At 67.3% G+C, this 22,568-nt stretch carries 26 protein-coding genes; 16 read left to right on the plus strand and 10 right to left on the minus strand.

Translation table 11 applies throughout. The features are described from left to right. Positions 1-67 precede the first annotated feature (67 nt). From IPI67_37340 to IPI67_37360, 5 genes are all read left to right on the plus strand, one after another. Positions 68-1,144 (plus strand): DDE-type integrase/transposase/recombinase, encoded by a 1,077-nt coding sequence (locus tag IPI67_37340; protein ID MBK7585837.1) that lies wholly within the window; start codon positions 68-70, stop codon positions 1,142-1,144. Positions 1,145-1,332: 188 nt separating this feature from the next. After that, positions 1,333-1,596, plus strand: a complete 264-nt coding sequence (locus IPI67_37345) for a hypothetical protein (protein ID MBK7585838.1) — start codon at positions 1,333-1,335, stop codon at positions 1,594-1,596. 29 nt (positions 1,597-1,625) lie between these two features. After that, complete coding sequence (locus IPI67_37350) at positions 1,626-1,973, plus strand: hypothetical protein (GenBank protein ID MBK7585839.1); 348 nt, start codon at positions 1,626-1,628, stop codon at positions 1,971-1,973. Between the two features lie 394 nt (positions 1,974-2,367). Then, a complete protein-coding gene (locus IPI67_37355) occupies positions 2,368-2,724 on the plus strand; it encodes a DUF559 domain-containing protein (GenBank protein MBK7585840.1) in 357 nt (118 codons plus the stop codon). Between the two features lie 321 nt (positions 2,725-3,045). Further along, entirely contained in the window at positions 3,046-3,195 is a 150-nt protein-coding gene (locus tag IPI67_37360; GenBank protein MBK7585841.1) for a hypothetical protein, read from the plus strand. A 46-nt stretch (positions 3,196-3,241) separates the two neighbouring features. On the opposite strand, the gene IPI67_37365 is transcribed toward IPI67_37360, so the two are convergent. Next, complete coding sequence (locus IPI67_37365; GenBank protein ID MBK7585842.1) at positions 3,242-3,688, minus strand: hypothetical protein; 447 nt, start codon at positions 3,686-3,688, stop codon at positions 3,242-3,244. A gap of 42 nt (positions 3,689-3,730) precedes the next feature. Further along, the gene (locus IPI67_37370) at positions 3,731-4,096 is read right to left on the minus strand and encodes a hypothetical protein (GenBank protein MBK7585843.1); all 366 of its coding nucleotides are present in this window, start codon (positions 4,094-4,096) and stop codon (positions 3,731-3,733) included. Positions 4,097-4,325: 229 nt separating this feature from the next. Between IPI67_37370 and IPI67_37375 the strand changes: the two genes are divergently transcribed. Further along, positions 4,326-4,544, plus strand: a complete 219-nt coding sequence (locus IPI67_37375) for a hypothetical protein (GenBank protein MBK7585844.1) — start codon at positions 4,326-4,328, stop codon at positions 4,542-4,544. A gap of 526 nt (positions 4,545-5,070) precedes the next feature. Then, positions 5,071-5,583, plus strand: coding sequence for a hypothetical protein (locus tag IPI67_37380; GenBank protein MBK7585845.1), 513 nt, complete (start codon positions 5,071-5,073; stop codon positions 5,581-5,583). A gap of 173 nt (positions 5,584-5,756) precedes the next feature. On the opposite strand, the gene IPI67_37385 is transcribed toward IPI67_37380, so the two are convergent. From IPI67_37385 to IPI67_37395, 3 genes are all read right to left on the minus strand, one after another. Next, entirely contained in the window at positions 5,757-6,779 is a 1,023-nt protein-coding gene (locus tag IPI67_37385; GenBank protein MBK7585846.1) for a transposase, read from the minus strand. Between the two features lie 129 nt (positions 6,780-6,908). After that, a complete protein-coding gene (locus IPI67_37390; GenBank protein MBK7585847.1) occupies positions 6,909-7,217 on the minus strand; it encodes a type II toxin-antitoxin system PemK/MazF family toxin in 309 nt (102 codons plus the stop codon). Further along, positions 7,214-7,480 (minus strand): ribbon-helix-helix protein, CopG family, encoded by a 267-nt coding sequence (locus tag IPI67_37395; GenBank protein ID MBK7585848.1) that lies wholly within the window; start codon positions 7,478-7,480, stop codon positions 7,214-7,216. Before IPI67_37395 ends, IPI67_37390 begins: the two co-directional genes overlap by 4 nt. A gap of 188 nt (positions 7,481-7,668) precedes the next feature. On the opposite strand from IPI67_37395, the gene IPI67_37400 reads away from it, so the two are divergent. The 4 genes from IPI67_37400 to IPI67_37415 all read left to right on the plus strand — a co-directional run bounded on the left by IPI67_37400 (position 7,669) and on the right by IPI67_37415 (position 13,384). Then, complete coding sequence (locus tag IPI67_37400; GenBank protein ID MBK7585849.1) at positions 7,669-9,546, plus strand: proprotein convertase P-domain-containing protein; 1,878 nt, start codon at positions 7,669-7,671, stop codon at positions 9,544-9,546. A 271-nt stretch (positions 9,547-9,817) separates the two neighbouring features. Further along, positions 9,818-10,678 (plus strand): dioxygenase, encoded by an 861-nt coding sequence (locus IPI67_37405; GenBank protein ID MBK7585850.1) that lies wholly within the window; start codon positions 9,818-9,820, stop codon positions 10,676-10,678. Positions 10,679-10,919: 241 nt separating this feature from the next. After that, on the plus strand, positions 10,920-12,641 hold the full coding sequence (locus IPI67_37410) for a YhfC family intramembrane metalloprotease (protein ID MBK7585851.1): 1,722 nt from the start codon (positions 10,920-10,922) through the stop codon (positions 12,639-12,641). After that, positions 12,638-13,384 (plus strand): ABC transporter permease subunit, encoded by a 747-nt coding sequence (locus IPI67_37415; protein ID MBK7585852.1) that lies wholly within the window; start codon positions 12,638-12,640, stop codon positions 13,382-13,384. Before IPI67_37410 ends, IPI67_37415 begins: the two co-directional genes overlap by 4 nt. Before the next feature lie 58 nt (positions 13,385-13,442). On the opposite strand, the gene IPI67_37420 is transcribed toward IPI67_37415, so the two are convergent. The 4 genes from IPI67_37420 to IPI67_37435 form a co-directional block, all read right to left on the minus strand. Next, the gene (locus IPI67_37420; GenBank protein MBK7585853.1) at positions 13,443-13,802 is read right to left on the minus strand and encodes a hypothetical protein; all 360 of its coding nucleotides are present in this window, start codon (positions 13,800-13,802) and stop codon (positions 13,443-13,445) included. Positions 13,803-14,060: 258 nt separating this feature from the next. Next, entirely contained in the window at positions 14,061-14,516 is a 456-nt protein-coding gene (locus IPI67_37425) for a hypothetical protein (protein ID MBK7585854.1), read from the minus strand. 33 nt (positions 14,517-14,549) lie between these two features. Next, positions 14,550-14,885, minus strand: coding sequence for a hypothetical protein (locus tag IPI67_37430; protein MBK7585855.1), 336 nt, complete (start codon positions 14,883-14,885; stop codon positions 14,550-14,552). A 66-nt stretch (positions 14,886-14,951) separates the two neighbouring features. Further along, positions 14,952-17,171, minus strand: a complete 2,220-nt coding sequence (locus IPI67_37435; GenBank protein ID MBK7585856.1) for a hypothetical protein — start codon at positions 17,169-17,171, stop codon at positions 14,952-14,954. Between the two features lie 161 nt (positions 17,172-17,332). Here IPI67_37435 and IPI67_37440 point away from each other — a divergent pair, with 161 nt between their 5' ends. The 5 genes from IPI67_37440 to IPI67_37460 all read left to right on the plus strand — a co-directional run bounded on the left by IPI67_37440 (position 17,333) and on the right by IPI67_37460 (position 21,217). Then, positions 17,333-18,259, plus strand: coding sequence for an autotransporter domain-containing protein (locus IPI67_37440; protein MBK7585857.1), 927 nt, complete (start codon positions 17,333-17,335; stop codon positions 18,257-18,259). 53 nt (positions 18,260-18,312) lie between these two features. Continuing rightward, on the plus strand, positions 18,313-18,603 hold the full coding sequence (locus IPI67_37445; GenBank protein ID MBK7585858.1) for a hypothetical protein: 291 nt from the start codon (positions 18,313-18,315) through the stop codon (positions 18,601-18,603). A 104-nt stretch (positions 18,604-18,707) separates the two neighbouring features. Next, positions 18,708-19,559 carry an ABC transporter permease gene (locus IPI67_37450; protein MBK7585859.1) on the plus strand — a complete coding sequence of 284 codons (852 nt, stop codon included), beginning with the start codon at positions 18,708-18,710 and terminating at the stop codon, positions 19,557-19,559. Between the two features lie 22 nt (positions 19,560-19,581). Continuing rightward, complete coding sequence (locus tag IPI67_37455; protein ID MBK7585860.1) at positions 19,582-20,304, plus strand: ATP-binding cassette domain-containing protein; 723 nt, start codon at positions 19,582-19,584, stop codon at positions 20,302-20,304. A 76-nt stretch (positions 20,305-20,380) separates the two neighbouring features. After that, positions 20,381-21,217 (plus strand): hypothetical protein, encoded by an 837-nt coding sequence (locus IPI67_37460; GenBank protein ID MBK7585861.1) that lies wholly within the window; start codon positions 20,381-20,383, stop codon positions 21,215-21,217. 18 nt (positions 21,218-21,235) lie between these two features. On the opposite strand, the gene IPI67_37465 is transcribed toward IPI67_37460, so the two are convergent. After that, on the minus strand, positions 21,236-22,552 hold the full coding sequence (locus tag IPI67_37465; protein ID MBK7585862.1) for a hypothetical protein: 1,317 nt from the start codon (positions 22,550-22,552) through the stop codon (positions 21,236-21,238). Positions 22,553-22,568: the final 16 nt, after the last annotated feature.

The following is a 22,568-nucleotide window of genomic DNA, read 5'->3' on the forward strand; positions in this document are numbered from 1 at the left end:
GGAGGCCGAGCACGAAGTCGAGGCGGCACTTCGCGCTCGTGTCCTCGGGCTGGAGCACCGGACCGCCATGCTCATCGCGGTCCTCCGGCTCGTCCTTGCCTTGCTCCGCGTCTCGGGGTTCACGCTCGAGCACGGCCGCGTGGCGAACGAGAGAGGGAAGCGATTGCTGCTCGGAGCGGTCGAAGGCGCGCGGAAGATCTTGCCGTTGTCCGCCGCGCTCCGAGTCCTCCGTCTCTCGCCAGCCCGCTACCACGCGTGGGTTCGGGGCGCGCAGGCCTGCACCCTCGACGACCGCCCGAGCTGTCCGCGCACCATGCCCCAGCGGCTGACGTACCCCGAGGTTCAGGCGATCAGCGCCATGGTACAGTCGAAGGAGCATCGCCACATGTCCATCCGCGCGCTGGCTTTGCACGCTCAGCGGGTGGGCGAGGTGCTCGCGCACCCGGCAACCTGGGGCAAACTCGTCCGGCGCTACGGCTGGGGACGGCCTCGCCTGCGAGTTTACCCGGACAAGCCGAAAGTTGGCGTGCGTGTTGATGCGCCAAACCTTGCATGGCACATCGACGTCACCGTCATCAAGCTGCTCGACGGGACGAAGGCCTACTTGCACGCCGTCATCGACAACTACTCCCGACGGATCTTGGCGTGGACCGCGGCCGATCGACTCGATCCGATGAACACCCGTGACGTGCTCGTGAGGGCGGCGCGCAACCTGGAGCGCTCGACGAAAGCCGAGGTCTACATGGACTCCGGCGCGGAGAACCTGAACGCCAGCGTCGACGAGCTCTTCCTCGACGGGGTTCTTCGCCGCGTCATCGCGCAGATCGACGTGAGCTTCTCGAATTCGTTGATCGAGTCGTGGTGGCGTTCCCTGAAACACCAGTGGCTGTACCTTCACCCCCTGGACAACATGGCGACCGTGAACAGGCTCGTGGAGTTCTACGTGACCGAGCACAACGAGCGGATGCCCCACAGTGCGTTCGACGGCCAGACGCCGGACGAGATGTACTTCGGGCGCGGGGCGCGAGTGCCTGACGAACTTGCTGCCCGGCGACAGGAGGCGCGCAAGCGGCGGCTGGAGCACATTCGTCAGCAGGCGTGCGACCGGTGCTCTCGGCAACCCGGGGAGGACGTTGCCGCATGAAGCGTACGCCGCTTTCGAGCAGAAATTCCGCCGAATGCAATTGCACGGTGCCAGCTCCGGAATGTTTGGCGCCGCAGCTGCGCGGCGCTCGGCGGCGGTGGGTGAAATGGCAACGGGATCGTCGAGCGGGGTTCTCGCCGCGACGCCCGTTGCCGAGCGCTGGCAAGGTTGCTACCGTGGTAGCAACCATGAAACGCGCGACGAAGGTGAGTATCTCCATTCAACCGGACCTGTTGGCGGCGATCACCAGGCGCGCCAAGCGGCTCTATGGCGGCAACATCTCTGCCGTCATTGCCGAGATTGGCGAAGACGTGAAACGTCTGGATGCGATGGACCGCTACTTCGAAAAATACCACGTTGCTCCGCTGACAGACCAGGCGCGCGCGCGCGTGGACGCGGAGCTGTTCGGCGCCGAGCCACAATCAGTCAAGCGGCGGAAGCGAACGTCGTAGTGGCGACCGGATTGACGTTTGACACCGGAATGCTGATTGCCCTGGAACGACGGCGCCGGCGGGCCGAGGAGTTCCTGCTCAGGGCTCGAGAGCAACGCATCGTCCCCGTCGTACCCGCCGACGTCGTCGTCGAATGGTGGCGAGGGCGCACGGACCGCCGTGAAGCGATTCTCGCGCTGGTGAACGTCGAGCCGCTCTCGCACGAGCTTGCGTGCATCGCCGGCGAGGCACTCGCTGCCGTGCGCAGCGCGACAGCCATCGATGCAATCGTCATGGCCTCGGCAGCTTCGCGCGGCGACGTCGTGCTCACCTCGGATCTGCGCGATCTCGAACGGCTTCGAAGCTACTTCCCGTCAGTGCGGCTCCTCGCGGTGTGAGCCCGAAAAGTTGACGCGCACAGCGGGGGCCGGGCGCGCGCGCGGTGGCGCCTGCGGAAGACCACCGGCGCCCTGCCTATGCTCGCGCGCGCGCGGGCGGAGGGGACGCGTCGCTCCGAGCTCGAGGCGACATCGTGACCCGACGGCCGGCGACGCTCCGCACTCGTGTCCGCTCGCTTCGATGACGGCGTCGTGAGCTTCCGAGACGCTGGTTCCTGCCGGCACCGCGGCCGGGCTCTGCCCAGGTGGCGCACGAGGCGCGCCAGCCGCTGTGCGTCTCCGTCCGCTGCTCGTAGGGTCGAGCCGCCGAGTCGTCGTGAGGAATGAGGCGGCTGTCACGCCTCCTGCGCCGTGAGTGGGCAAAGCCCGGCCGCGGTGCCGGACAGGAGGCGCCATGTCTTGGAAGACCACTCACTCGCAAGTCATCGAAGCTCGGGCTCGCACCATGCGCTTCGCGCAGACGCACACCGAAGAGGCGCTGTGGCGCGAGCTTCGCGGCGCCAAGCTGGGCGTGGTCGTCCGCCGTCAATACGTCGTTGGCCGGTACATCGCGGACTTCGCCGTGCCCTCCGTGCGCGTCGTGATTGAGGTCGATGGCGCGTACCACGCCAGCCGGCGTGCGGCGGACGCGCGCCGGGACCGCGAGCTCGGTCGCCGCGGGTGGCGGGTGCTGCGGCTGCCGGCGGAGCTCGTGGCGCAAGACCTTGGGGAAGCCGTCGCGCGCGTGCGCGCGGCGCTCGTCTGCGGTTGATGCGCTCGCTCGTGAGACGTCGTGAGACATCTCCTGCCGGCCGGGCCACGGCGTAGCAATGGACGCCACGACGGGGCAAAAGCGTAAGCTTTCAGGTCTTCGGTTCTCCAACCTTCAACGATCTACTGCCTAGAGCGCCGGGCGCGGGGCGGAGGGGGCCGGCCTCGCTGGTCACGCAGCCTCGTGGACCCCTCGGGTAAATTCGCCAGGTCGTGGAGGTTCGCGCGATGGTTAGGGCTCGGGCTCGCCGTCGCATCATGGCCGCTGACCGGCTTCATGTCGTACTCGTATGGCCCGGGTCGCGTGGCAGGTATCCCCTTCATGGCCGCCTACTTCGACGAACGCGGGCGCGACTACGTTGGAATGCAAACTCCTGTTGCCGGCATCGCGAACGCCGTCTTCTGGTATCTGTTCCCGCGCCTGGTGGTGGTTGGAATTGACGCTATTCGCGAACGACGCGAGCGCGCCTGAGCCACCTTGCCGAATTCAGCGTCCCTTCCGCGCCGGCCGGCGCTTCTCAAAATCTGACGTCCAGCCTCACCGTGGGCGCGTGGACTCTGTCGGGCGCAGTGGTCAACGACACGGTGGCCTCCGCAGGGCCGAGCACCCGCCTCGGGCTGGCGAATCCCCACACGACGAAGGTCACCCCTGCAAGCTGCGCGGTCCCGGCCATGACCAGCGCCCACGCGTTACCGGAGTCCAGCGCGAGCCACGGCCCCGCAAGTGGAATCGCAAGCCGTCCGGTGTCATTGCCGAAGCCCCGGGCGGCAGCGCCTCCCACGCACACGCCGTAGCTCGCCCCAAACAGAAGCCCACCCGCACGGATGGCGCGCCATTCCGGTTCCGACCGCGCTTCCGCCGAGACCTGCCCGGCTTCTGGGATCGGAGCGCTCGCTGGGTTCGCGTGCTCCCGCGTCAGGTCAGCGACCATCACCGCCACCGGTAGCAGCATGCCGAGCGTCACACCCGAAGCGTACCAGCCGGAGCGGCGCTGTCTAACTGGGACTCACCCAGCTCCGCCGTCGAGGCACGGGCCCACCAGCGTGTTCTTGTAACCGGCAGGACAGGTCCCACCCGACGGCAGGCCGCCCGCGGATGGACTGCAAACCTGGGGCACGCTCTCCCCCGTCGACGAGCAGCACTGCGCCGGGGGGCCGAAACACGTTCCGGCCGGACAGTCCTTGTAGCCGTGAACGTACCCGCTCGGACATTTCCACTCCCCGTTCACGCACTCGAGCTCTGCGACGACGTCCGACCCACAGTGTTTGGCGCACTCGGTACCGCCGTTGCCCGGGCAGGTGGCGTCACTCTCTTCCCCCGAACATGCTGCAACTGTTGCGAGCACCGCCATCAACGCGCCGACACGCCGCACTCCTTCTCTCTAGCATGGCTGGGCCAGACCGCTATCCAAGTCGCTGGTGTACCCGACGAGCGCGGCCTTGCCACCGGCCGGCGCCCCGAAGCCCAGCAGCAAGCAGTGAGCCCGCGGTGCCAAGAAGACCAACGGCCTCCGCGCCGCCAAGCGGTTCGTGGGAAGTTGACAACGAACGATCCGTCAACTTCCGCGAGCCCCATTCTTCCGCTAGCTTCGCACGATCGGTTTGCTTGGGCTAGCCGCCGACGAGGAGCCGTACAACGGTGGCGGACTCGTGCTGTTCAGCGGCTACGACGCCTGGATTTCACCCGCTTGGTCCCTGGGCGGCTACGTCCGTTTCATCGGCGCGAGCGGCAAACGCGAGACCGACTTGCTCGGCACTACGGTCGAAGAGAGAGCCACCAGCTTTGGTTTCTCGATCCTGTTCTCCGCCCTGTATTACTGACCGATCATCAGGATGAGTGGGTGCCCAGGAATGCAAAAACGGCGGCGCGAAGCGCTCGATTGCCCGTAAGTCATACAAGCGGCCCAGCGAGCCCGGCGTGGTCGCGAAGCGCGCGGGCCTGGGGCCGTGAAAGGGTCGACCGGGGTGGTTGTCGTCTCCAGCGGGTCAGGCTGGTGCCCAAGAGGGGCGAGCGGAGCGGACCCTGCCTTGGCGGCGCCACCGATGCGCCACCGCCGCCGCGCGAGAGTACCTGCTGGCGTCGAATCGAATCGGTGAGTAGGACCGCGACTTAAGCCAGATCTCGCCCTCCCAGCGATGCACACGGGAGGCTAGCTCGACCAAAGCGCTCGAGCGAAGCCTGGCCTGGACGGCTGGCGGAAAGGCGACATGAGCTGGAACTTATGCGACGTTTGCGGTCCGTTGCGAGCGGAACGCAGGACTCTGTGAGAACGCTCGTGTGCCCCGAGGCCTGGCGCTTGACGTTGCCACCTGCCTGAAATAGCGTTTCGGTGGAAAGAGGTGCCCGATGCGCGTGAAGATGCTCTCGGTCGTTTGTGCGGGGACGATCGCCATTCTCGCCGGGTGTGGAGGGGACGACGACGGCGGCGGGAGCGGGGGTTCCACCTCCGGGGGCTCGGGCGGAGGGGCGACAGGCGGCGCGGGCGGCTCGGGCGGCGCGGGCGGCTCGCCCGGGGGCGCGGGCGGCGCGACGGGCGGAGCTGCTGGCGCGGGCGGCGCGACGGGCGGAGCTGCTGGCGCGGGCGGCGCGACGGGCGGAGCTGCTGGCGCGGGCGGCGCGGCCGCCAAGTGGTACTGCGCCGAGCCGCTCGTCGGAGCCGCCTGTTCCTGCAAGACCAGTCCGATACCCAACGGAAAAGAGGCGCCGTGCTCCAGCGGTTACACTTGCTGCATCTCGTACAAGGTCGGTAACTTGGACAGTTGCGACTGCACCAAGTACACGACGGACGAGTGCAACAAGGCGATCAGCGACCGAGCGGCCCTCGGCGCCAAGAAGGTCGCTAGCTGTCCGCCGCCCTGAGTCTCACAGAGCCCTCGTTCCGCCCGCAACGGAACCCAAACGTCGCATAAAGGATAGGCGATTACGAGACTGCGCGCGTGAGGTCGCGCTGCGCGACGGGCGAGCCCGCGCAGTTTTGGAATCGACCAGTTGGGTGGAGCCGGTGCGCGGCAGCAGCGTGAGTCGTCGAGTCGCTATGCACAAAGAGGCTGTGGCGAGCGACTGCGATGCGACTGCGAGATGACTCCGGGGGTCGCGAGCGAGAGCCGCGCCGTCGCGTGCGACTGCGCGGAGCGACGCGTGGCTGCGAGTTGTCCCGCGAGAAGCTGCTCGACGACCAGCGCGAGCACACGAGCGCACTGTCGCCGACGCGGGCAACGGAGGAGTCGAGCGAGCGGGAGTGCCGGCGTCACGCTGCCTCCGCGGGTGGTGCGCGCGCGGCGGGAAGCGGCCGGCGTTCGACGGTTGGAGCGCCACACGCGCGACAGCGGCGGACGTCGATCCCGGTGAGCGCGAGGAGTTGCTCGCGCCAGTGCCTGCGGACGTCGAGCAGGTGCGGCTCGCCCGCGACAGGCCCACGCCCTGCGCGGCCATCGGCATCGGGCGCACACTCCGGCCGGCGGCGCGCCGCGGCGCTCGACGGGGTCGAGCGTTTTGGTCTTGCCGTGCTTGGTGCGGAAGGTCACACCGCGCGCGTCGAGCGAGACCAGGCGTCGGTTGGACAGGCCGACGCGGTGCGTGTAGCCGCCGAGGTAGCGCATCACTTGCCCGGGGCCGCCGAAGGGCGGCTTGGCGTACACGTGCCAGTGCTTGGGGAGCGAGCGGCAAAGCCGGTCGAACGCTTCGGGATCGCAAGGGCCCGGCCCGTCGTCGGGCAGGCGCAGCTCGCCGCGGCGGTGCAGCAGAGAGAGCCCGGCGAGGAACTTGCCGCGGAAGAGCGCGCCGAGGACATGCACGGGGAAGAGGAAGCGCGGGTTGCCGTCGGTCCAGCGGCGCTCGGCGAGCGACCAGCCACCGCCGGTGACGATGCAGTGCACGTGCGGATGAAAGGCGAGCTCGCGCGTCCAGGTGTGCAGCACGCTGGTCACGCCGAGCAGTGCACCGAGGCGGCGCTCATCGAGGCCGAGCTCGAGCAGCGTCGCGCTGGCGGTGCGCAACAACAGCTCGAACACTCGCCGACGGTTGAGCTTGGCGACGGCGCGCAGCTCGGCGGGCAACGTGAAGACGACGTGGAAGTTCGCCGTCGGCGACAGGCGCCCGGCGCGCGCCGCGACCCAGCGCGCCTGTGCCAGCGCCTGGCATCCTCGAGGGGAAGTCGTTGGCCAGGTCGTGGATTGAGAGAGGGCTCAAGCCTCGAGGCCGAGTGCGAAACGCAGAGCATCGTCGAGCTGGCGGACCTTCGCAGCTGACAGCTTGCCCGCCCGTTCTACCAGATCGGCCTTGGGCACGGTCACGAGCCAGTCGCAGTTGACCACTCCGGTTCGGGGCAGGCCTTCTCCCGGTCCGACCTTCACTTCCACGGCGAAGCCGCGAATCGTCGTGGACACCGGCGCCGCGATCACGAGCGCACGCACAGCGTACGCTTCCTCGCGCGACACCAGAACCACCGGACGCCTCTTGTCCAGCCGCGCCCACCAGATCTCGCCGCGCCTCACGAGTCGTCCCAGTCGACCTGCGCCAAGGACCGCCGCGCAAGGGCCCTCGCCTGGCGGGTGTCCGAGGCGGTTTCGGGAACGGTTCGGTACGCTTCCGAGTACTCGCGGACCTGGCGATCCAACTCCTCCGCTCGAAGGAACTGCCTCAGCGCACGCGCAACGAGCGCGCTGCGCGACTCGCCGGTCGCCTCACGCAGGCGCTCGGCGCGTCGCAACAGGTCGCGGTCCAGACTGATCGCGAGCTTCTCTGCGCTCCTGGCCATGGTATGAAATTGTCATACCGTCCACGTAGCGTCAACATCGTCGGTCGCGGAGCAGTCCGCTCCGCGCGCCCTTCAGCGGGCGGCCGGGGCGCCAAACACGCCGACCAAGAGCCGAACCCCGGTTTTCACTCGCACGCCGTGGGAAGCTGAGGTAGTCCTATGTCGTAGATTGTAGGAGGAACAGCCACATGAACCAGCGCTCCACTCGTCGGTCCCTGTTCGCCTTGCCCGTGCTCGCGCTCCTGTCCGTGGGTTGCTCCTCGCCGGGCGGCGAAGGCAGCGACAGCGGCGGCATCGACAACGACACGCCGCTCTCGGACCTCGACTCCTTGCTGAAAGACGCTCCCGACAACGCGAAGCTCGACGAGCTGGGCAAGGCCGACGCGGTCTACCCGAAGCTCTACACGGAGCTTCTGACCCAGCAGTCGCCCGTGCGAAACCAAGCACGCCGCGGCGTGTGCTCGATCTTCGCCACCAACGGCCTGATGGAGCACCTCTACCTCAAGGCCGGCAACCTGCCGAACCCCGACTTCTCCGAGCAGTTCCTGCAGTGGTCGGTGAAAAAAGAGGTCGGTGACTTCACCAACACCGAAGGCTCGAACGCTAACTCGAACCTCGAGGCCATCAGCCAGTTCGGCATCGTGAAAGAAGCGGACTGGCCCTACGAGCAAGACAAGTGGACGACCGCCAACGACCCCGAGTGCACCGGCGAGAGCATGCCGACCAAGTGCTACACGAACGGCGAGCCTCCAGCGAGCGCCCTCGCCGCTCCGCGCTTCAAACTGCCAGCGGGCCGCTGGGTCAACTCCAAGACCGACAGCATCAAGGCCTTCATGACCACCAAGAAGCAGGCGGTGGTCGTGGGCATGACCTTCTTCTACCAGTCGTGGAATCACCGCCTCTCGGCCATCCCGGTGGACTCGGCGACCTACTGGAAAGACGGCGTCGTGTTCTATCCGAACGCCAAGGACAAGTCCGAGAGCCTGAAGAAGCGCGCCGGGCACGCCATCGTGCTGGTGGGCTGGGACGACGACAAGGAGATCCAGCCTCTGGACGAGAGCGGCAAGCCGGCCGTGGACGCGGGCGGCACCCCGATCAAAGAGAAGGGCTTCTTCATCTTCAAGAACAGCTGGGGCACCGACCGCTTCGGCACCGAGAATCCCTACGGCGCAGGCTACGGTTACCTGTCGTTCAAGTACGTCGCGGAGTACGGCACCGTCTACGGCGCCGACGTCCCGAAACCCGAGCCGACGAAAGAAATCTGCAACGACCAGCAGGACAACGACGGCGACGGCAAGAGTGACTGCACCGACAGCGACTGCGCGGCGGACAGCGCCTGCACCGGCGCCGGGACGGACTACCAGAACACTACCGGCGCGACGATCCCCGACAACGACGCGACCGGCGTGAAGAGCGACATTGTGGTCGCCGAGGGCGGCAGCATCAGCGCGGTCAGCGTGACCGTGGACATCACCCACCCGTACCGCGGGGATCTGATCGTCAAGCTCGTGCGCCAGGGTGGCGGCGAGGTCCTGCTCTCCGATCGCGCCGGCGGTAGCGCGGACGACCTGAAGAAGACCTTCGCCGTGACCGCGTTCGACGGCCAAGACTCCGCCGGCACCTGGTCTTTGGTGGTGCTCGACAAGGCCAAGAGCGACGTCGGCAAGCTGAATTCCTGGAAGCTTTCCATCACCCGGGGCGGTGCCGCTCCGTCGAGTCAGAGTTACGCCAGCACCGAGTCGAAGCCCATCAAGGACAACGACGCGGCGGGCGTCTCCACCGACATCGTCGTGGCGGACGCCGGCGAGATCAAGGCGCTGTCGGTCACGGTCGACGTGACTCACCCGGCCAAGGGCGACCTGAACGTGAAACTCCAGCGCATCGGCGTGGGCGAGGCCGTGCTGTTCGAGGCCGACGCTTCGAGCGGCGCCTTCGGCAAGCAGACGTTCAGCGTCAGCGAGTTCATCGGCGACGAGGGCAAGGGCACCTGGCGTCTGGTCGTCGCGGACGTTGCCCTGGGCGACAGCGGCTCGCTCAACGGCTGGAGCCTCGAGATCAAGCGCTGAGGCCCGAACTGCACCGCGCCGACGGTGTTCGGCGCCGTCCGGGGGTACGGTTCACTGCGCTCGGTCGGTTGGAGGCGGGCGGTGGTGGACTTCGCTTGGCGCACTTGCCCACGCCGCCGCGAAGGCCCTTTGAATCGGCGAGCCTCGCATTACACTCGAGCCCGGCCCATTGAAACCGAAACCCTCGCCTTCCCGCCGCGTCATTGTCGGCCTTGCTGCCCTCGGCGCGGCGGGGCTCGCGGCGCGCTCGCTGTGGACACCGGAGCAAGTCATGGATGGCAAGAGCGAACCTTCCCCGTCACCCGATCCGTCCGGCCGCCTGCCGACGCTGTACATCCCCCATGGCGGAGGTCCCTGCTTCTTCATGGAGTGGACCATGGGTCCGCCGGACACCTGGGATCGGATGGCTGCGTATCTGAGAGAGGTCGGACAACGCTACACGCGACCGAAGGCTCTGCTGGTCGTTTCCGCTCACTGGGAGGAGCCCGTCGTGACCGTGCAGAGTGGCGCGGCCCCGCCGCTGCTCTTCGACTACTACGGCTTTCCCCCCGAAACCTACCAGCTGACCTGGCCAGCCCAAGGCGCGCCTGCCGTAGCCGCGCGCGTGCGCGCGCTGCTCGACACCGCGGGGATCCCCAACACCGAAGATGCTGCCCGCGGCTTCGATCACGGAGTGTTCATCCCGCTCAAGCTCGCGTACCCGGCGGCCGACATCCCGACCCTACAACTCTCGCTGAATCGCACGCTCGATCCGCGCAGCCACCTCGCGCTTGGTAGAGCCCTGGCGCCTCTGCGCGATGAGGGTGTGTTGATCGTTGGCAGTGGGATGAGTTTCCACAACCTCCGCACGATGCTGGGAGGTGCAGGTTCGTCGGCTTCGTTGGGGCCATCGCAGGAGTTCGACGGCTGGCTCGCCGAAGTGTGCGCGGGACCTCCCGCCGAACGCGACGCGCACCTCGAGGGCTGGAGCCGGGCGCCGTCCGGGCGCTACTGCCACCCGCGGGAAGAACATTTGCTCCCGCTGATGGTCGTGGCTGGTGCGGCTCAGGCCGAGCGCGGGCGGCGGGTGTTCACTGACGCGGTGCTGGGCGCGCAGGTGTCGGCGTTCGAGTTCGGTCTGGCGCGCGCGTGACGGTGCGCCGGGGCGTCCTCCACGAGCGGCGCAAAACGTCCGGAAGGCGGCGCCGGGCGGCGGGACATGTGGCCCGGTATCAAGACGAGTTCCGTGGTGAGAAAGCAGGACGTCCATTGCTCAAACGCGCTCGACCCCGCTGCGGGGTCGGGCAGGCCCGATGGAAAAACAGGACGCCTCGCCACGGGGGCCTGTGGCACGATCCGGATGCCGCGCAACCACCGCGGCCCGGGGAGAGTGCGTGCGGTTTGCGATCCTGCTCCAGACGGTCTTCGTCACGGCCTTGCCGTTCGTGGTGCTGGCGCTCTTGCGGCGGCGCTTTCGCCTGACTCTTGGGCTGGTGGGTGCGGGAGCACTCACCTTTCTGGGCTCGCAGCTCGTTCACCTGCCACTGAACTCGTTGCTCGGGAAGGTCGGCTGGTTGGGCGGTGGGCCAGCTCGCCTGCTCACGAACTCGCTCGTGCTCGGGATGACGGCAGGGCTGTGCGAGGAAGTCGCGCGCTACGTCGTGTTGCGCTTCTGGCGACGCGACGCTCGCTCGGGTCCGCAGGGGCTCACCTTCGGGGTCGGCCACGCGGGCATCGAGGCGATCGGGCTGGTCGGCTTGGCGGGTGCGATTGCCCTGTTTCAGATCGCGATAGTCGACCGGAACGGCGTCGAGAATCTCGGCTTGCTGCCCGAACAAAGTGCGACCCTCGCTCGGCAACTTCGGACTTTCGAGTCGACGCCGCTGTGGGTGCCGGCCCTGACCGTGCTGGAGCGGGTCTGCTCCATGGCGTTCCACCTGGCTGCCACACTGGTCGTCCTCGTCGCGGTCGTGCGTCGGCGACCGCTGCTCCTCGTGGTCGCGATCGTGTCGCACGCAGTGGCCGACGCCGTCGTCGTCTATTCGATGGGGCGGTTCGGAATCGTCGCCATGAACCTCTCGCTCGTGGCGCTCCTGCCGGCGGAGTACCTGGTGATCGCCTGGGCGTTTCGCGCGCTGCCTTCCCACGACGAAGTGGTCCCGCCTCGCTTGCGCCCCGAGTCGAGCGGCGATCCCATCCAGCTGATTGCCGCCGAGAAACGCTTCGGAGAAACCGTCCATGCGCTGCGAGGTAGCTCGTTCACGCTCAGACCCGGCGAGCGCGCTTGTCTGCTCGGCCCCAATGGAGCCGGAAAGACCACAACCATCCGTCTCTTGACCGGCGCGCTGGCCCCGAGCACGGGGTTCGCCTTTTTGTACGGTTCGGCGGCCGATGAGCCCGGCTTCCTGGCCGCCAAGCGCCGAGTCGGCATCGTTCCTCAGCAGCCGGGGATGTACAAGGAGATGACCTGTCGGCAGTACCTCGCCTTCGTCGAAGAACTGTACGGTGTTCACTCGTCCGACGAAGTAGTGAATCGCCTCGAGTTCGGCCCGATGCTGGACCGAACGATGGCAACCTTGTCCGGCGGCTGGCAGCGGCGCCTCTGCCTGGCCGCAGCGCTGATCCCCAAGCCGGAGCTCTTGATTCTCGATGAACCTTCCGCCGGGCTGGATCCGGTCGCCGCACGCGAGGTCATCGATCTCTTGCGCGAGATCACCAAGACCACGACGACCCTCCTCTGCACGCACAACCTCGCAGAGGCCGAAGAGCTCTGCGACACGGTGATCATCCTGAGAAATGGCAAGGTCGCCGTCCACGAGGCGATCGACGACTTGCGCGCGCGCACGACACCCCGGGTTAGCCTGCGGGTGACGGGTGTGGTGGACGAGCTTCTCGCGGCGCTGCGGGCGCGGGGTCACGCCCCCATCCAGGAACAGGACTCGGTGGAGGTGTCGCTCCCCGACGCAGAGCGCGCGGTCCCAGGCTTGCTGCGCGACCTCCTCCAGGCCGGGCTCTCGATCTGCGAGTGTCGGATCGTGCGACCGTCGCTCGAGGACTTGTTTCTCGACATCGTCCACCAATCGCCGGTGTCACAGCCGGTGGGGAGCCGAGCGTGATTCTCGATCGGGAGGTCAAGATCCTCTTCCGGAAGGAGTGGCGCATGCTGACCTCGAGCCGCGGGGCCATGGCCGGCGCCCTGATCTTGCCCATCGTCGGCCTGCTCATCACCCCGATGCTGATGATGTTCACCATCGGCGAGGCTGGACCCGGCAAGGGCGGCCCGGCGCCGGACTTCGGGCTGTTCGCGGAGGTCGGCAACGATCCGCGAAAGCTGTCGGTTGCCCTGCTTCCGCTCATGATCGCGATGGTCGGCGTGATCGTGCCCACCATGCTCATGACCTTTCTGGTGATCAGCGAGCGCGAGAGTCGTACGCTGGAGCTGCTCGTCGCTCTCCCGGTCCGGATTGACCAGATCTTGCGCGCAAAGCTGCTGGCTGTCGTGGTCGCCACGGCGGGCGGAACCGTGCCGCTCGTTGTCATCGACTGTGTCGTTGCCGCCTCGAAAGGACTGGCTCCCGTGAGCGACGTGCTGGGTTTGCCGTTCATGCTCGTGTGTGTGCTCGCGTACTCGACCAGCGCCTCGTTGCTCGTCGCGCTCTTGTCGCGCGACTTCAGAGCGGCGAACAACATCGCCGGGCTCTTCATGGTCCCTGCGTTGTTCCTCAGCATGGCTGGAACAGCGGTGCTCCCAGGTGGCTGGGTGCGTCCGGTGGTGCTCGGGCTCCTGTTTGCCCTCGGCAGCCTGCTCATAGCGCGAAGCGCGCTGAAGTCTGCGAGTTTCGAGCGGCTGATCAGCTGACGGGCGCCTGGCCTCCTGGCGACGGCCGCGCGGCGCCGCTCAGCCCGGGCGGCGGCGGTCACTTCTTCTTGGCGAGCTCGCGCCGCAGCACTTCGAGGCGCTTCATGCGATCGTCGAGCAGCTCGGTCATTGCGCGGCGCAGCAGCGCCGCGACGTCCTCGGATGTTGCTCCGCTCCTGACCACCGCTTCTTCGTAGAGTGCGCGAGTCTCGGGGTCGACCTCCAGCGTGATGGCGCGCTGTGAGAAGTGCTGGTCGAGCAGCTCGCGGATCAACCCGGAGACGTTGACACCCTGACGCACGAGCTCGTCGTGTTGCGATTCCAACATCGTGATGTTGATGCGCCGGGTCGGTTCTCCGAGCTTCTGGCTTCGCGGTTCGTAGCTTCGGGGTTCGGCGGTGATGCGGCGTTCACGCATGGCAGACCTCGTGGGAGGAAGACGGCGTGGGCATGGCGCAGTGCAACGTGATCGGAGGAGTGTTACCAATGCCAGTGCCAGCCGTTCGTCCAGTGCGCTGGTCTCCCCAGCAAGAACATGTGCCTGGCGTGCTGCGAGGGCGCCGCGACGAGCGCCGCCGAGTTCGCCAGCTGCACGAGCACGAACTGCAAGTGAACGGAAGCTGACCGGGTCGGGCTCGGGCAGGAAACTGCTCGAGCCCGATGACGCGTTCTCCGCTCAGCGCGGCGTGACCACGACGATTGCGCCACGCCGCTCGACTCTGGCGCCGTGCGCTTCGGCCAGTGACACCAGCGCTTCGTAAGGACGCACACGTCGCAGGTCGGCAGTGACCCGGCCAGCAAGCTCACCGTCGGCGATCAACGCAAACCCTCCGGCGTCGGCCAGCAAGCGCAGCGCTTCCTCGAGCTCGGCATCAGCGAAACGCACGTCGATCAGGGCGCGGCGGCCGACCGGGCGCTCGCGCGGCGGGGGGTCGCCGATCGTCTTGGGCTGCCAGCGGGCGCCGAGCTGGGAAAGACGCCGCGACTCGGCCTCGGGTGTTTGCTCGCGGGACACGATCTCTGTGATCGCCGCATCCAATGAGCGATCTGCCCCGGGCTCGGAGTCCGCCCGCACCGCGCGCTGCGCTGCACAGCTCAGCGGCAAGAGCACGAACCAGAGCCGCCGGGTCACTTGTGGACTCCTCGCGCTCCTAACCGTAACGCTTCAGCGCGCGCCTGCGTCCCAGATGGATTTCAGCGTGTCCGAGCAGCCTTCGGCGAGGCCGTCGTTGCACATGGCGAACAGCTTCTTGTCTTCCGCCGACGGCCCAATTCGGAGCGTGCCTTTCTCGCTCTCTGCCTTGGGTTTGCCCTCGGGGCAGCTGATCTCGATCTCCCCCGTGGAGTCCGGCGGCGAGGCGGAGCAGCCCAACTTCGCCGCACCGCGCGTGAGGCGCGCCGTCGCGTCGTCACCCGCGGACCACGGGGTCTCGACCATCTTGAACTTGGCACCGCCCCCACACGATACGAAGACGAGGACTCCCACGCTGATCCAACGCATGCGTAGAGCTTAGGACCTCGACGCTCCGAGCGGTAACGCAAACTCGCCGTCCGGTGACGAATGACGTCACCAGAACGTCATGTCGGGACCCACGCTCTCGAACAGGCACTTCGAGACGTCGGGGAAATCCATGCCGTGAACGAGACCCTTGGGGGTGTACTGCGCCGGCAAGGGCGCACCGTTCAGGTTGATGTCGAAGCCCTCGGTCTCCCAGGCCGAGTGGACGGCGTCATTCCAGGCCGCGGCTTGCGCCAGATCCGTCCACCACGCGCCGACGTCGTCGCTGGCCTTGGTGCCCGAAGGCAGCATGTTGGCCAAGATCTTCCGGCGCTCAGCCCGCACCCAGGCCGGGTCGAGCACCGCAACGTTCAACTCACCCTCGTAGGTCATGCCTCGGTTGTTCTTGTTGCACGAGCCCACACTCATGAACTTGTCGTCCACGATCAGCATCTTGGCGTGGACATCCATGTCGGCGTAGCGGGACTCGGTCTCGTCGATGCCGAAGCTCACCACGGTGTCGAACGCACGAAGCTGCAGCAGCATGTAGCGGCTCGGGAACTGGGACTTGAAGAGGGCGTGTGACTTGTAAGTCCAGGGGCAGCCGGGGTCGGCCCACTCGGAGATTGGCTTGGTGATCACGATCAGGCGCAGCCCCGGTACCTGTTTCATGCGCGCGACGATGGCGTCGTTGAGGATGGGAGCGCGAAAATACTGATCCTCGATGAAGATGTAGTCGTTGGCCTGGGACACTGCGTTGAGCCACGACTCCGCAATGGCGTGTTCCCAGAACGGCTGCGGGAGCGTGGCGGTGACCTGAACCTGCTTGCCATTCGGTCGTTCGGGAATGTTGCGCTCCACCGTGAAGGGTGTGCTCTTGTTCGCGTATTCGACCCCGGTGTCGAGCTGGTGTTGCCAGCGCACCTGGAACACGTCGGCCGCGTCCTGCGCCGCGGGACCCTCGATGCGCATGATGTAGTCCTTGCGCGGCCCGGTGTCGGGTAGCTTGGTCTTGTTCTTGACGGCCAGGCGATCGGCGCTCGTGGCCGCGAACTTCATGCGCCGGGGCTCGAAGACCAGGTGCTTCGACGTGTCCCAGTCAACCTCTTTCAGGTTCATGCCGCCGATGTAGGCAAGCTCGTGATCGATCACCATGAACTTCTGGTGATACGAGGCATGCTCCACCTGCACACCCACTGGCCACTGGGTGAGGTCGACGAAGCGCGGAGGAATGCTGGATGGGATGGGCGACTCGGCATCGAACTGTTGAGAGCTGGCCGCGGAGTGGGTCGCGTGCACACGGCCGCCGAAGTCGACCGCCTTCGCCTCGAACTGGAACTTGCCCTCGGTTGCGTTCCCCATGCCCATGAACTCGAAGCCATCGTTGAGGACGTCGGCGTGGTCCTTGAGCTTCGAGTCCGTGGTCAGGAACGAGAGCAGGCTGTCCTGCCCCCAGAACTGGCCGACGAGCACGCGCTTCTCGGCAGGCGAGAGGTCGAGAATTCCCAGGATCGTGTTCTTCCAGCGCTCCGTCGTGCTCTGGGTCAAGCTCAGCGTCGGGTCCCGCACCAGCTCGAAATCGGACTGCCACCACCAGGTTGCGGCGACGATGCTCTTCGATGCCCCGCCCAGGTCTTGAGCGACCGAACCCCAGGCCTGCTCGCCGTCCATCATCAGCTCGATCGCGTTGCCCCGCCGCGCCGGTCGACCTTCCGCCGAGAACCACAGGTGCCGAAGCCCGAGATAGACGCTGTGGACCGGGATGCCCGCGCCGTCCACGTTGCGCAGTTCGTGCGAAAACGAGAGTCCGCTTCCCTGGGTGCCGCCGCCATTCGCGAGCACCGCGCTCGTGAGTGCGCTCGTGCCGTCGTAGGTGAGACTGATGCTCAGCGATTGATGCTCGGGCGCCGTCAGATCGATCTGGAGCGTTCCAGCTTTGACGAGCGGAACGCTGATCACCGGCGACCCGGTCGTGTAAGCGGGCGCGCCGTCCAGCTGCACCGAGAGCTGCCGCTCGCTTTCTGGCAGGAACTGCGCCCAGATATCGAGCGGGTAGAGCTCGATGACGGCGAGGGTCTTGCCTTGTGGCGCGTCGGGACCTGCGTCGCCACCACCTCCACCTGCGCCTGCGCCTGCGCCACCCGCACCGCCCGCGCCGCCAGCTCCACCCGGGCCTCCTCCGCCGTCCGAACCTCCGCACGCCGAAGCCCAGGCGAGTGGCAGCACCACGGCCAAGATGGCGACCGACGAGCGCGTTGCGAAGCGGTGAGGGAGAGGAAGCGCCAACATGCCTCAATCATATCCGGCCGCGCAGCGCCGCGGCTCTCAAAAAGGCCCGAGCCCCCGGGCACCATGCGGGCGCGCGTCAAGGCCTTCGCCGCGCAAGCGATGCAGCCGCTCCCGATTGACTGCTCGCGCGAGCGTGTGAGCATGGCGCCGAGGAGGTACCGATGCAGTCCACTCTGCGCCAATTCATCGTCAGCTCCACCCTCGCGGTCAGCTTGGGTACTGCAAACAACGCAGCGGCACAGGGTGACGCTCCACCGGCGCCGCCGCCCGCTGGCGATCCGGCGCCGCCTCCCGCGCCACCACCGCCCGCGCCACCACCGCCCGCTCAGCCGGCACCACCGCCTGCGGCGCAGCCGGGCTACGGAGCGCCACCGCCAGGACAAGCTGCGTATGGACAGCCCCAAGGCCAGCCCGGATATGGGGCACCGCCGCCCGCACAACCTGGCTACGGCTACGGGGCGCCGCCGCCCGGGCAGCCCGGATACGGGCCGCCGCCACTACCCGTCGGAGTGCGCGAACACGACGGTTTCTTTCTCCGCTTCGGACTCGGTTATGCGCCGGTCAGTGCCAAGGGCACGACGGAGAGCTTCGGGACACCGACCGACACCGAGATATCGGGTGGCGCTGCTAGTGCGGAGCTGCTGATCGGCGGCACGCCGGCACAAGGGCTCGTCGTCGGTGGCGGCGTAGTCACCTATGTGATCTCCGACCCGACCTTCGAAGCCGACGGTCTGGGCACGGCGCCCACCGATGACGGCCAAGCCCAGCTCAGCGGCATCGGTGTGTTCGGCCAGTACTACACCGACCCGAAGGGTGGGCTCTTTCTACAAGCGTTCCTCGGCTACGCTCAGGGCAGCTACGAGTACACCATTTCAGGCGTGAAGACCGAGAGCGAGACCGGTACGGGATTCATGCTTGCGGCTGCGGTTGGCTACGACTTCTGGGTCGCCGACCAGTGGAGCCTGGGCCCAGCCTTCCGCTTCTCTTACGCCAAGCTCACCTACGATGAGACCAGAAACGGGAACAGTTACACCGATGAGTACAGCGTCACCGCGCCGACGCTGCTCTTCGGCGTGACGTATCACTGACGCCCTTCGCACGCGGCCTGTGTGCCACGCACGAAAATTGCGTATGCTGCGGTGTGTCCGACGACGACCGCCGACGCATCCTGGAACGGCGGCAGCGCTTTCTCAGCGCTGCGGTCGGAGCGACAGCGGGTATGCTGCTCTCCGGCTGTGATCAAGGCGGCGCCGCGTGTCACTCGGCCAGGCGAAATTTGCCGCGTTCGGTCGCCCGTGCCGTGGGGTGTGTGCCCTCGGTTTGTCTGTCGATCGCCGTCGTCGATGCAGGCGCAGCTCCGGCGCCAGCTCCGGCTCCTGCGCCCCGCGACGGCGGGGGTGCGGACGGCGCCGACGGTAACGGCGAACCCTGAACGGAGCGCGCTCGCGGGCTCCAAGCACGCTATCAGCTTGGAAACGCGCGGCGGAGACAGCGTCGCGGGTAGGCGTCCGCCGCGGTAGACTGCCCGGCTCACGAATGCGCGCGACGCTGCCCTACGACCCTAGAGATCAGCCGCTTGCTCCGCGGAGCTTCACCGCGCGGCTGGGTCGGCGCGTGCTGGACCTGTGGCTGGAGTTTTCCGCTCCGCTGCACACAGCGACCGCCGCATTTCGCGCGTACTCCACGCCCGGGCACGCCGCTCACGCCGAGGTCCGGCGCATCACCCTCATGCAGATCCTGTTCACCGGGGCCCAACCCGTCGCGCTGGTGAGCCTGATCGGTCTGCTGATCGGTGGGACCATCATCATCGAGACCAACTTGATGGCACCCGCGGCGAGCGGTGAAATTCTGGGCACGATCTTGGTGGCGGTCGTGCTTCGAGAGCTCGCGCCGCTGGTCACGGCCATCATCGTCGCGAGCCGCTCGGGCACGGCGATCGCGACGGAGCTGGGGAACATGAAGGCCAACTCCGAGATCCTCGCGCTTGCTTCGCTGGGGATCGATCCGATGCGCTTCGTGGTCTTGCCGCGACTGGTCGCGTGTGTGCTCTGTGTCTTGGTGCTGACGGTCTACTTCGCGGTGGCGGCCATCGGCGGCGGTTACCTGGTGAGCCTGCTCATCACCGCGCCGAGCCTGGACGCCATCCGCTCGGGATTCGCGGGTGCGCTGCGACTGGCGGATCTCCCCTTCTTCCTGCTGAAGGGCGCCGGTCTCGGCTTGATCGTGGGCCTGCTCTGTTGTCACTATGGCCTGCAAGTGAAGAGCTCCCCCACTGAAGTTCCGCGTATGGCAAGCCAGGCCGTCGTGCGCAGTCTCTTCGGTTGTGTCGCCTACAACCTGCTCCTGACGGCCGGGTTCTACTGGCTGGTGGGACCACCGTTAAGGTGATGCGGGTTCAGCGGGCGGGGGCATGAAGGGACAGCGCGGGCTCACCCTGGAGAACGTCGCGTTTCGCTACGGCGACCTGGTCGTACTTCGGGACGAGAGCTTCCATCTCGACCGCGGCCAGGTGCTGGTCGTCACCGGTGAAAATGGCGTGGGCAAGTCCACGTTCTTGTATCTCTGCGCGGGCCTGCTCCCGGTGATGGAGGGCGAGGTGCGCCTGGACGGCCATCGCCCCGATCCCGAGCGCCCGAGCGCCCTCGTGCGCGCGGGAGTGCGTTGCGGGTTCGTGTTTCAGGACGGAGCCTTGATTCACAACCTGACCGCGCTCGCCAACGTCTCCGTCGCGCTTCGGTTTCACGCGGACGTGCTGGGCATGGACGAGAAGAGCCTCGACGCCCGCGCTCGCGCGGCGCTGATCGAGGTGGGTGTGGACCAACCCGACTTCCACGCCCTGCCCGCCCACCTGTCGTTCGGTGTGAAAAAACGCATCGCGATGGCGCGCGCGCTGGCCCTGGGACCGAACTTCGTGTTTTTCGACGACCCGGACACCGGGCTCGATCCGCGCACCCTCGGGCTCGTACACCTGGTCATCGAACGCTGCTGCGCCGACCCGGAGATCACCGTGGTGATTGCGACGAACCACGACGCCCTGGTGGAGCGGGTCGGCGTGCGACCCCACGAGATTGTGAACGGAGCGCTGCTCGAGTTGCCGCTGCCTTCGGAGCGCGTTCAGCCCGGGCATTTCTGAGCTGGGCCCCGAACCCGCGTCGGCGAAAAAAACGCCGGCCACGCCGCGCGGCCGACGGCGTATTCTGTGCGCCTTCATGCTCGGTTACCTCCGCATCCTCGCGCCTTGGTGGTTCTGCATGGTCGCGGCTTGCGCGACCAGCGAAGACGTTGGCGACGACAAGGGCGGCGGTGGCGGGGGATTCGGCGGGACTCCTTCTGGTGGCGGGGGCGCGGGGGGCACACCCTCGGGCGGTGGAGGCTCCGGCGCGACCGCCGGGCTGGGCGCGACCGGTGGCATCGGTGGCACTCCTGGTGGTGGTGCTGCGGGTACGGGTGGAACGTCGGCAGGCGGAGCCGGCGGTACGGGCGGTAGCGGCGGTAGCGTGGCAGGCGGAGGGGGCACGAGCGGCGGCGGCGGGGGCGGACCTGCGTGTGCAGTGCTCGGCTGCGCCGACGGCAACGAGAGTGGCGCGGGCTGCGCCGGTGCGCGCGTCGTGGGTAGGCTGACCGCGGCCAAGGCTGGCGGTTTTCAGGTCACGACGAACACCTGCAGCTCCGCCAACGACGTCAGCGGTTACGACGCCACGAGCTGCAAGGATCTTGGACGCGATCGCTCCTACCGGATGTATCTCAAGAAGTTCGAGAAGCTCGACGTGAAGCTGACGCAGGGAGCCAAATGCGCCAGCGCTCAAAGCTGGGAGCGCGTGTTCAAGATCTACTCCGGGAGCAACTGCACCGACCAGGCTTGTGACAAGAAGCACCTCTGCGGCAACACGGGCGCCGGAACCTGGGGCACGACCTTCGTGGCTCCGGACGACGGCTGGTACGTCATCGTCGTGGACGGGCAGAAGGCTCCCGGCGCGGGCGACGACAGTGGCGATTTCACGTTGACGTTGCAGCTGCTGTGCGTGTTTGGCGGCTGCGAGTGCTGAACGCGCGAGGCTGATCGCTCAAGGCTGGACGCCGAGCGCGCCGGGCACGTTCTCGGTTCCGGAGCCCAGCGCGAACACCCCGAGATCCACCGGGGTCTTGCCCGCCGCAAAGGCCACCTGCCTCACACCGCCGACCTCCGAGACCAGCACGTGCCCGGTCAGCCCTCCGCGACGAATTTGCACCATGTCGATGGGGAGCTGCGGCGCCGCGCCCTGATAACTCAGCGGCTTGGCCGAATACGGCGCGCTTGGCTTCGAGGCGTCGAAGCCGAGCACGATCAACGCGTCGCCGAAGCCGCTCGACACCAGCGCGGTCGAGTCGAACGGGGAGGTCTCGATGTCGGCGGGGTCCTCGATCGGTGAGAGCTCCTGCAACAAGCTCAACGTCGTCCCGTCGATGGCGACCACTGCCACGCGATTCGGCACCGACGAGAAGGCGCTGTTGTCACCCAGCAGCGCGTGCTTCTCGTCCGCGGTCACGGCGAGGCTGGAGATGATCGGCGAGTCGCCGGCGAAGATCGCCTGGCTCGCGACGACCTTGGGCGACGAGGACCAATCCAAGACGTGCAGATGCTGGCTCGACGGGCTGTCCAGGACGTCGTCTGCCGCAACCAGCGCGCGCCCCGGCGTCTTCGCAGAGAACCACAGCCCCGCCGGTAGCTTGGCGGGAGCGACCAGGCTCTCCTCCGTGAGCTTTCCATCACAGCCGATCCTCATGGAGTAGACCCCGCCGCCGATGTCGCGCCACTCGTCGTCAATCACATACAGGTGGTCGCCGTTTGGATCGACGATCAGCTTCGATGCGTAGAACCCGCCCGCGAACCCGGGATTTAGCACACTGATGTCGCCGCTTGGTTCGACGCGGAAGCTGCCGATCTTGCCCTCCTCCGTTGCGACGAAGCCGAGCTCGCCGTCCGGCGTGAACACGATCTCGCCGTAGGTGCTGCGGCCGAGCTGGAAGGTCTTCCCGGTCTTTTCTAGCTTGCCCTTCGCATCCAGAGCCAACACCTCGTAGAGATCCGACTTCTGCTGATTCGCGTCGTAGGGGTGGGAGATCACCACCTTGCGCGGCGCATCTGCCGAGCGCGGCACGCGCACACACGCGCCGCCGTCGGAGGTACCGCCGGTACTCCCGGCGTTCCCGCCGCTGCCCGAGTCGTTGGCCGCGCCGCCGCTCGAGCTGCCCGTGCCGCCCGTGCCGCCGCTCGTGCTCGGGCCACCACCACCGCCGTCGTCGCCGCACGCGACCGCGAGGGAAACGGCGCCCAGCGCCAGCGTGACAGTGAGCGAGCGAACCCAGACGATGCGGGAGTGAGCCATGTCGAGGGCGCGCATCACAAGTCGGTCGTGA

It is taken from the genome of Myxococcales bacterium (genome assembly GCA_016706225.1).
Lineage (GTDB): Bacteria > Myxococcota_A > Polyangia > Polyangiales > Polyangiaceae > JADJKB01.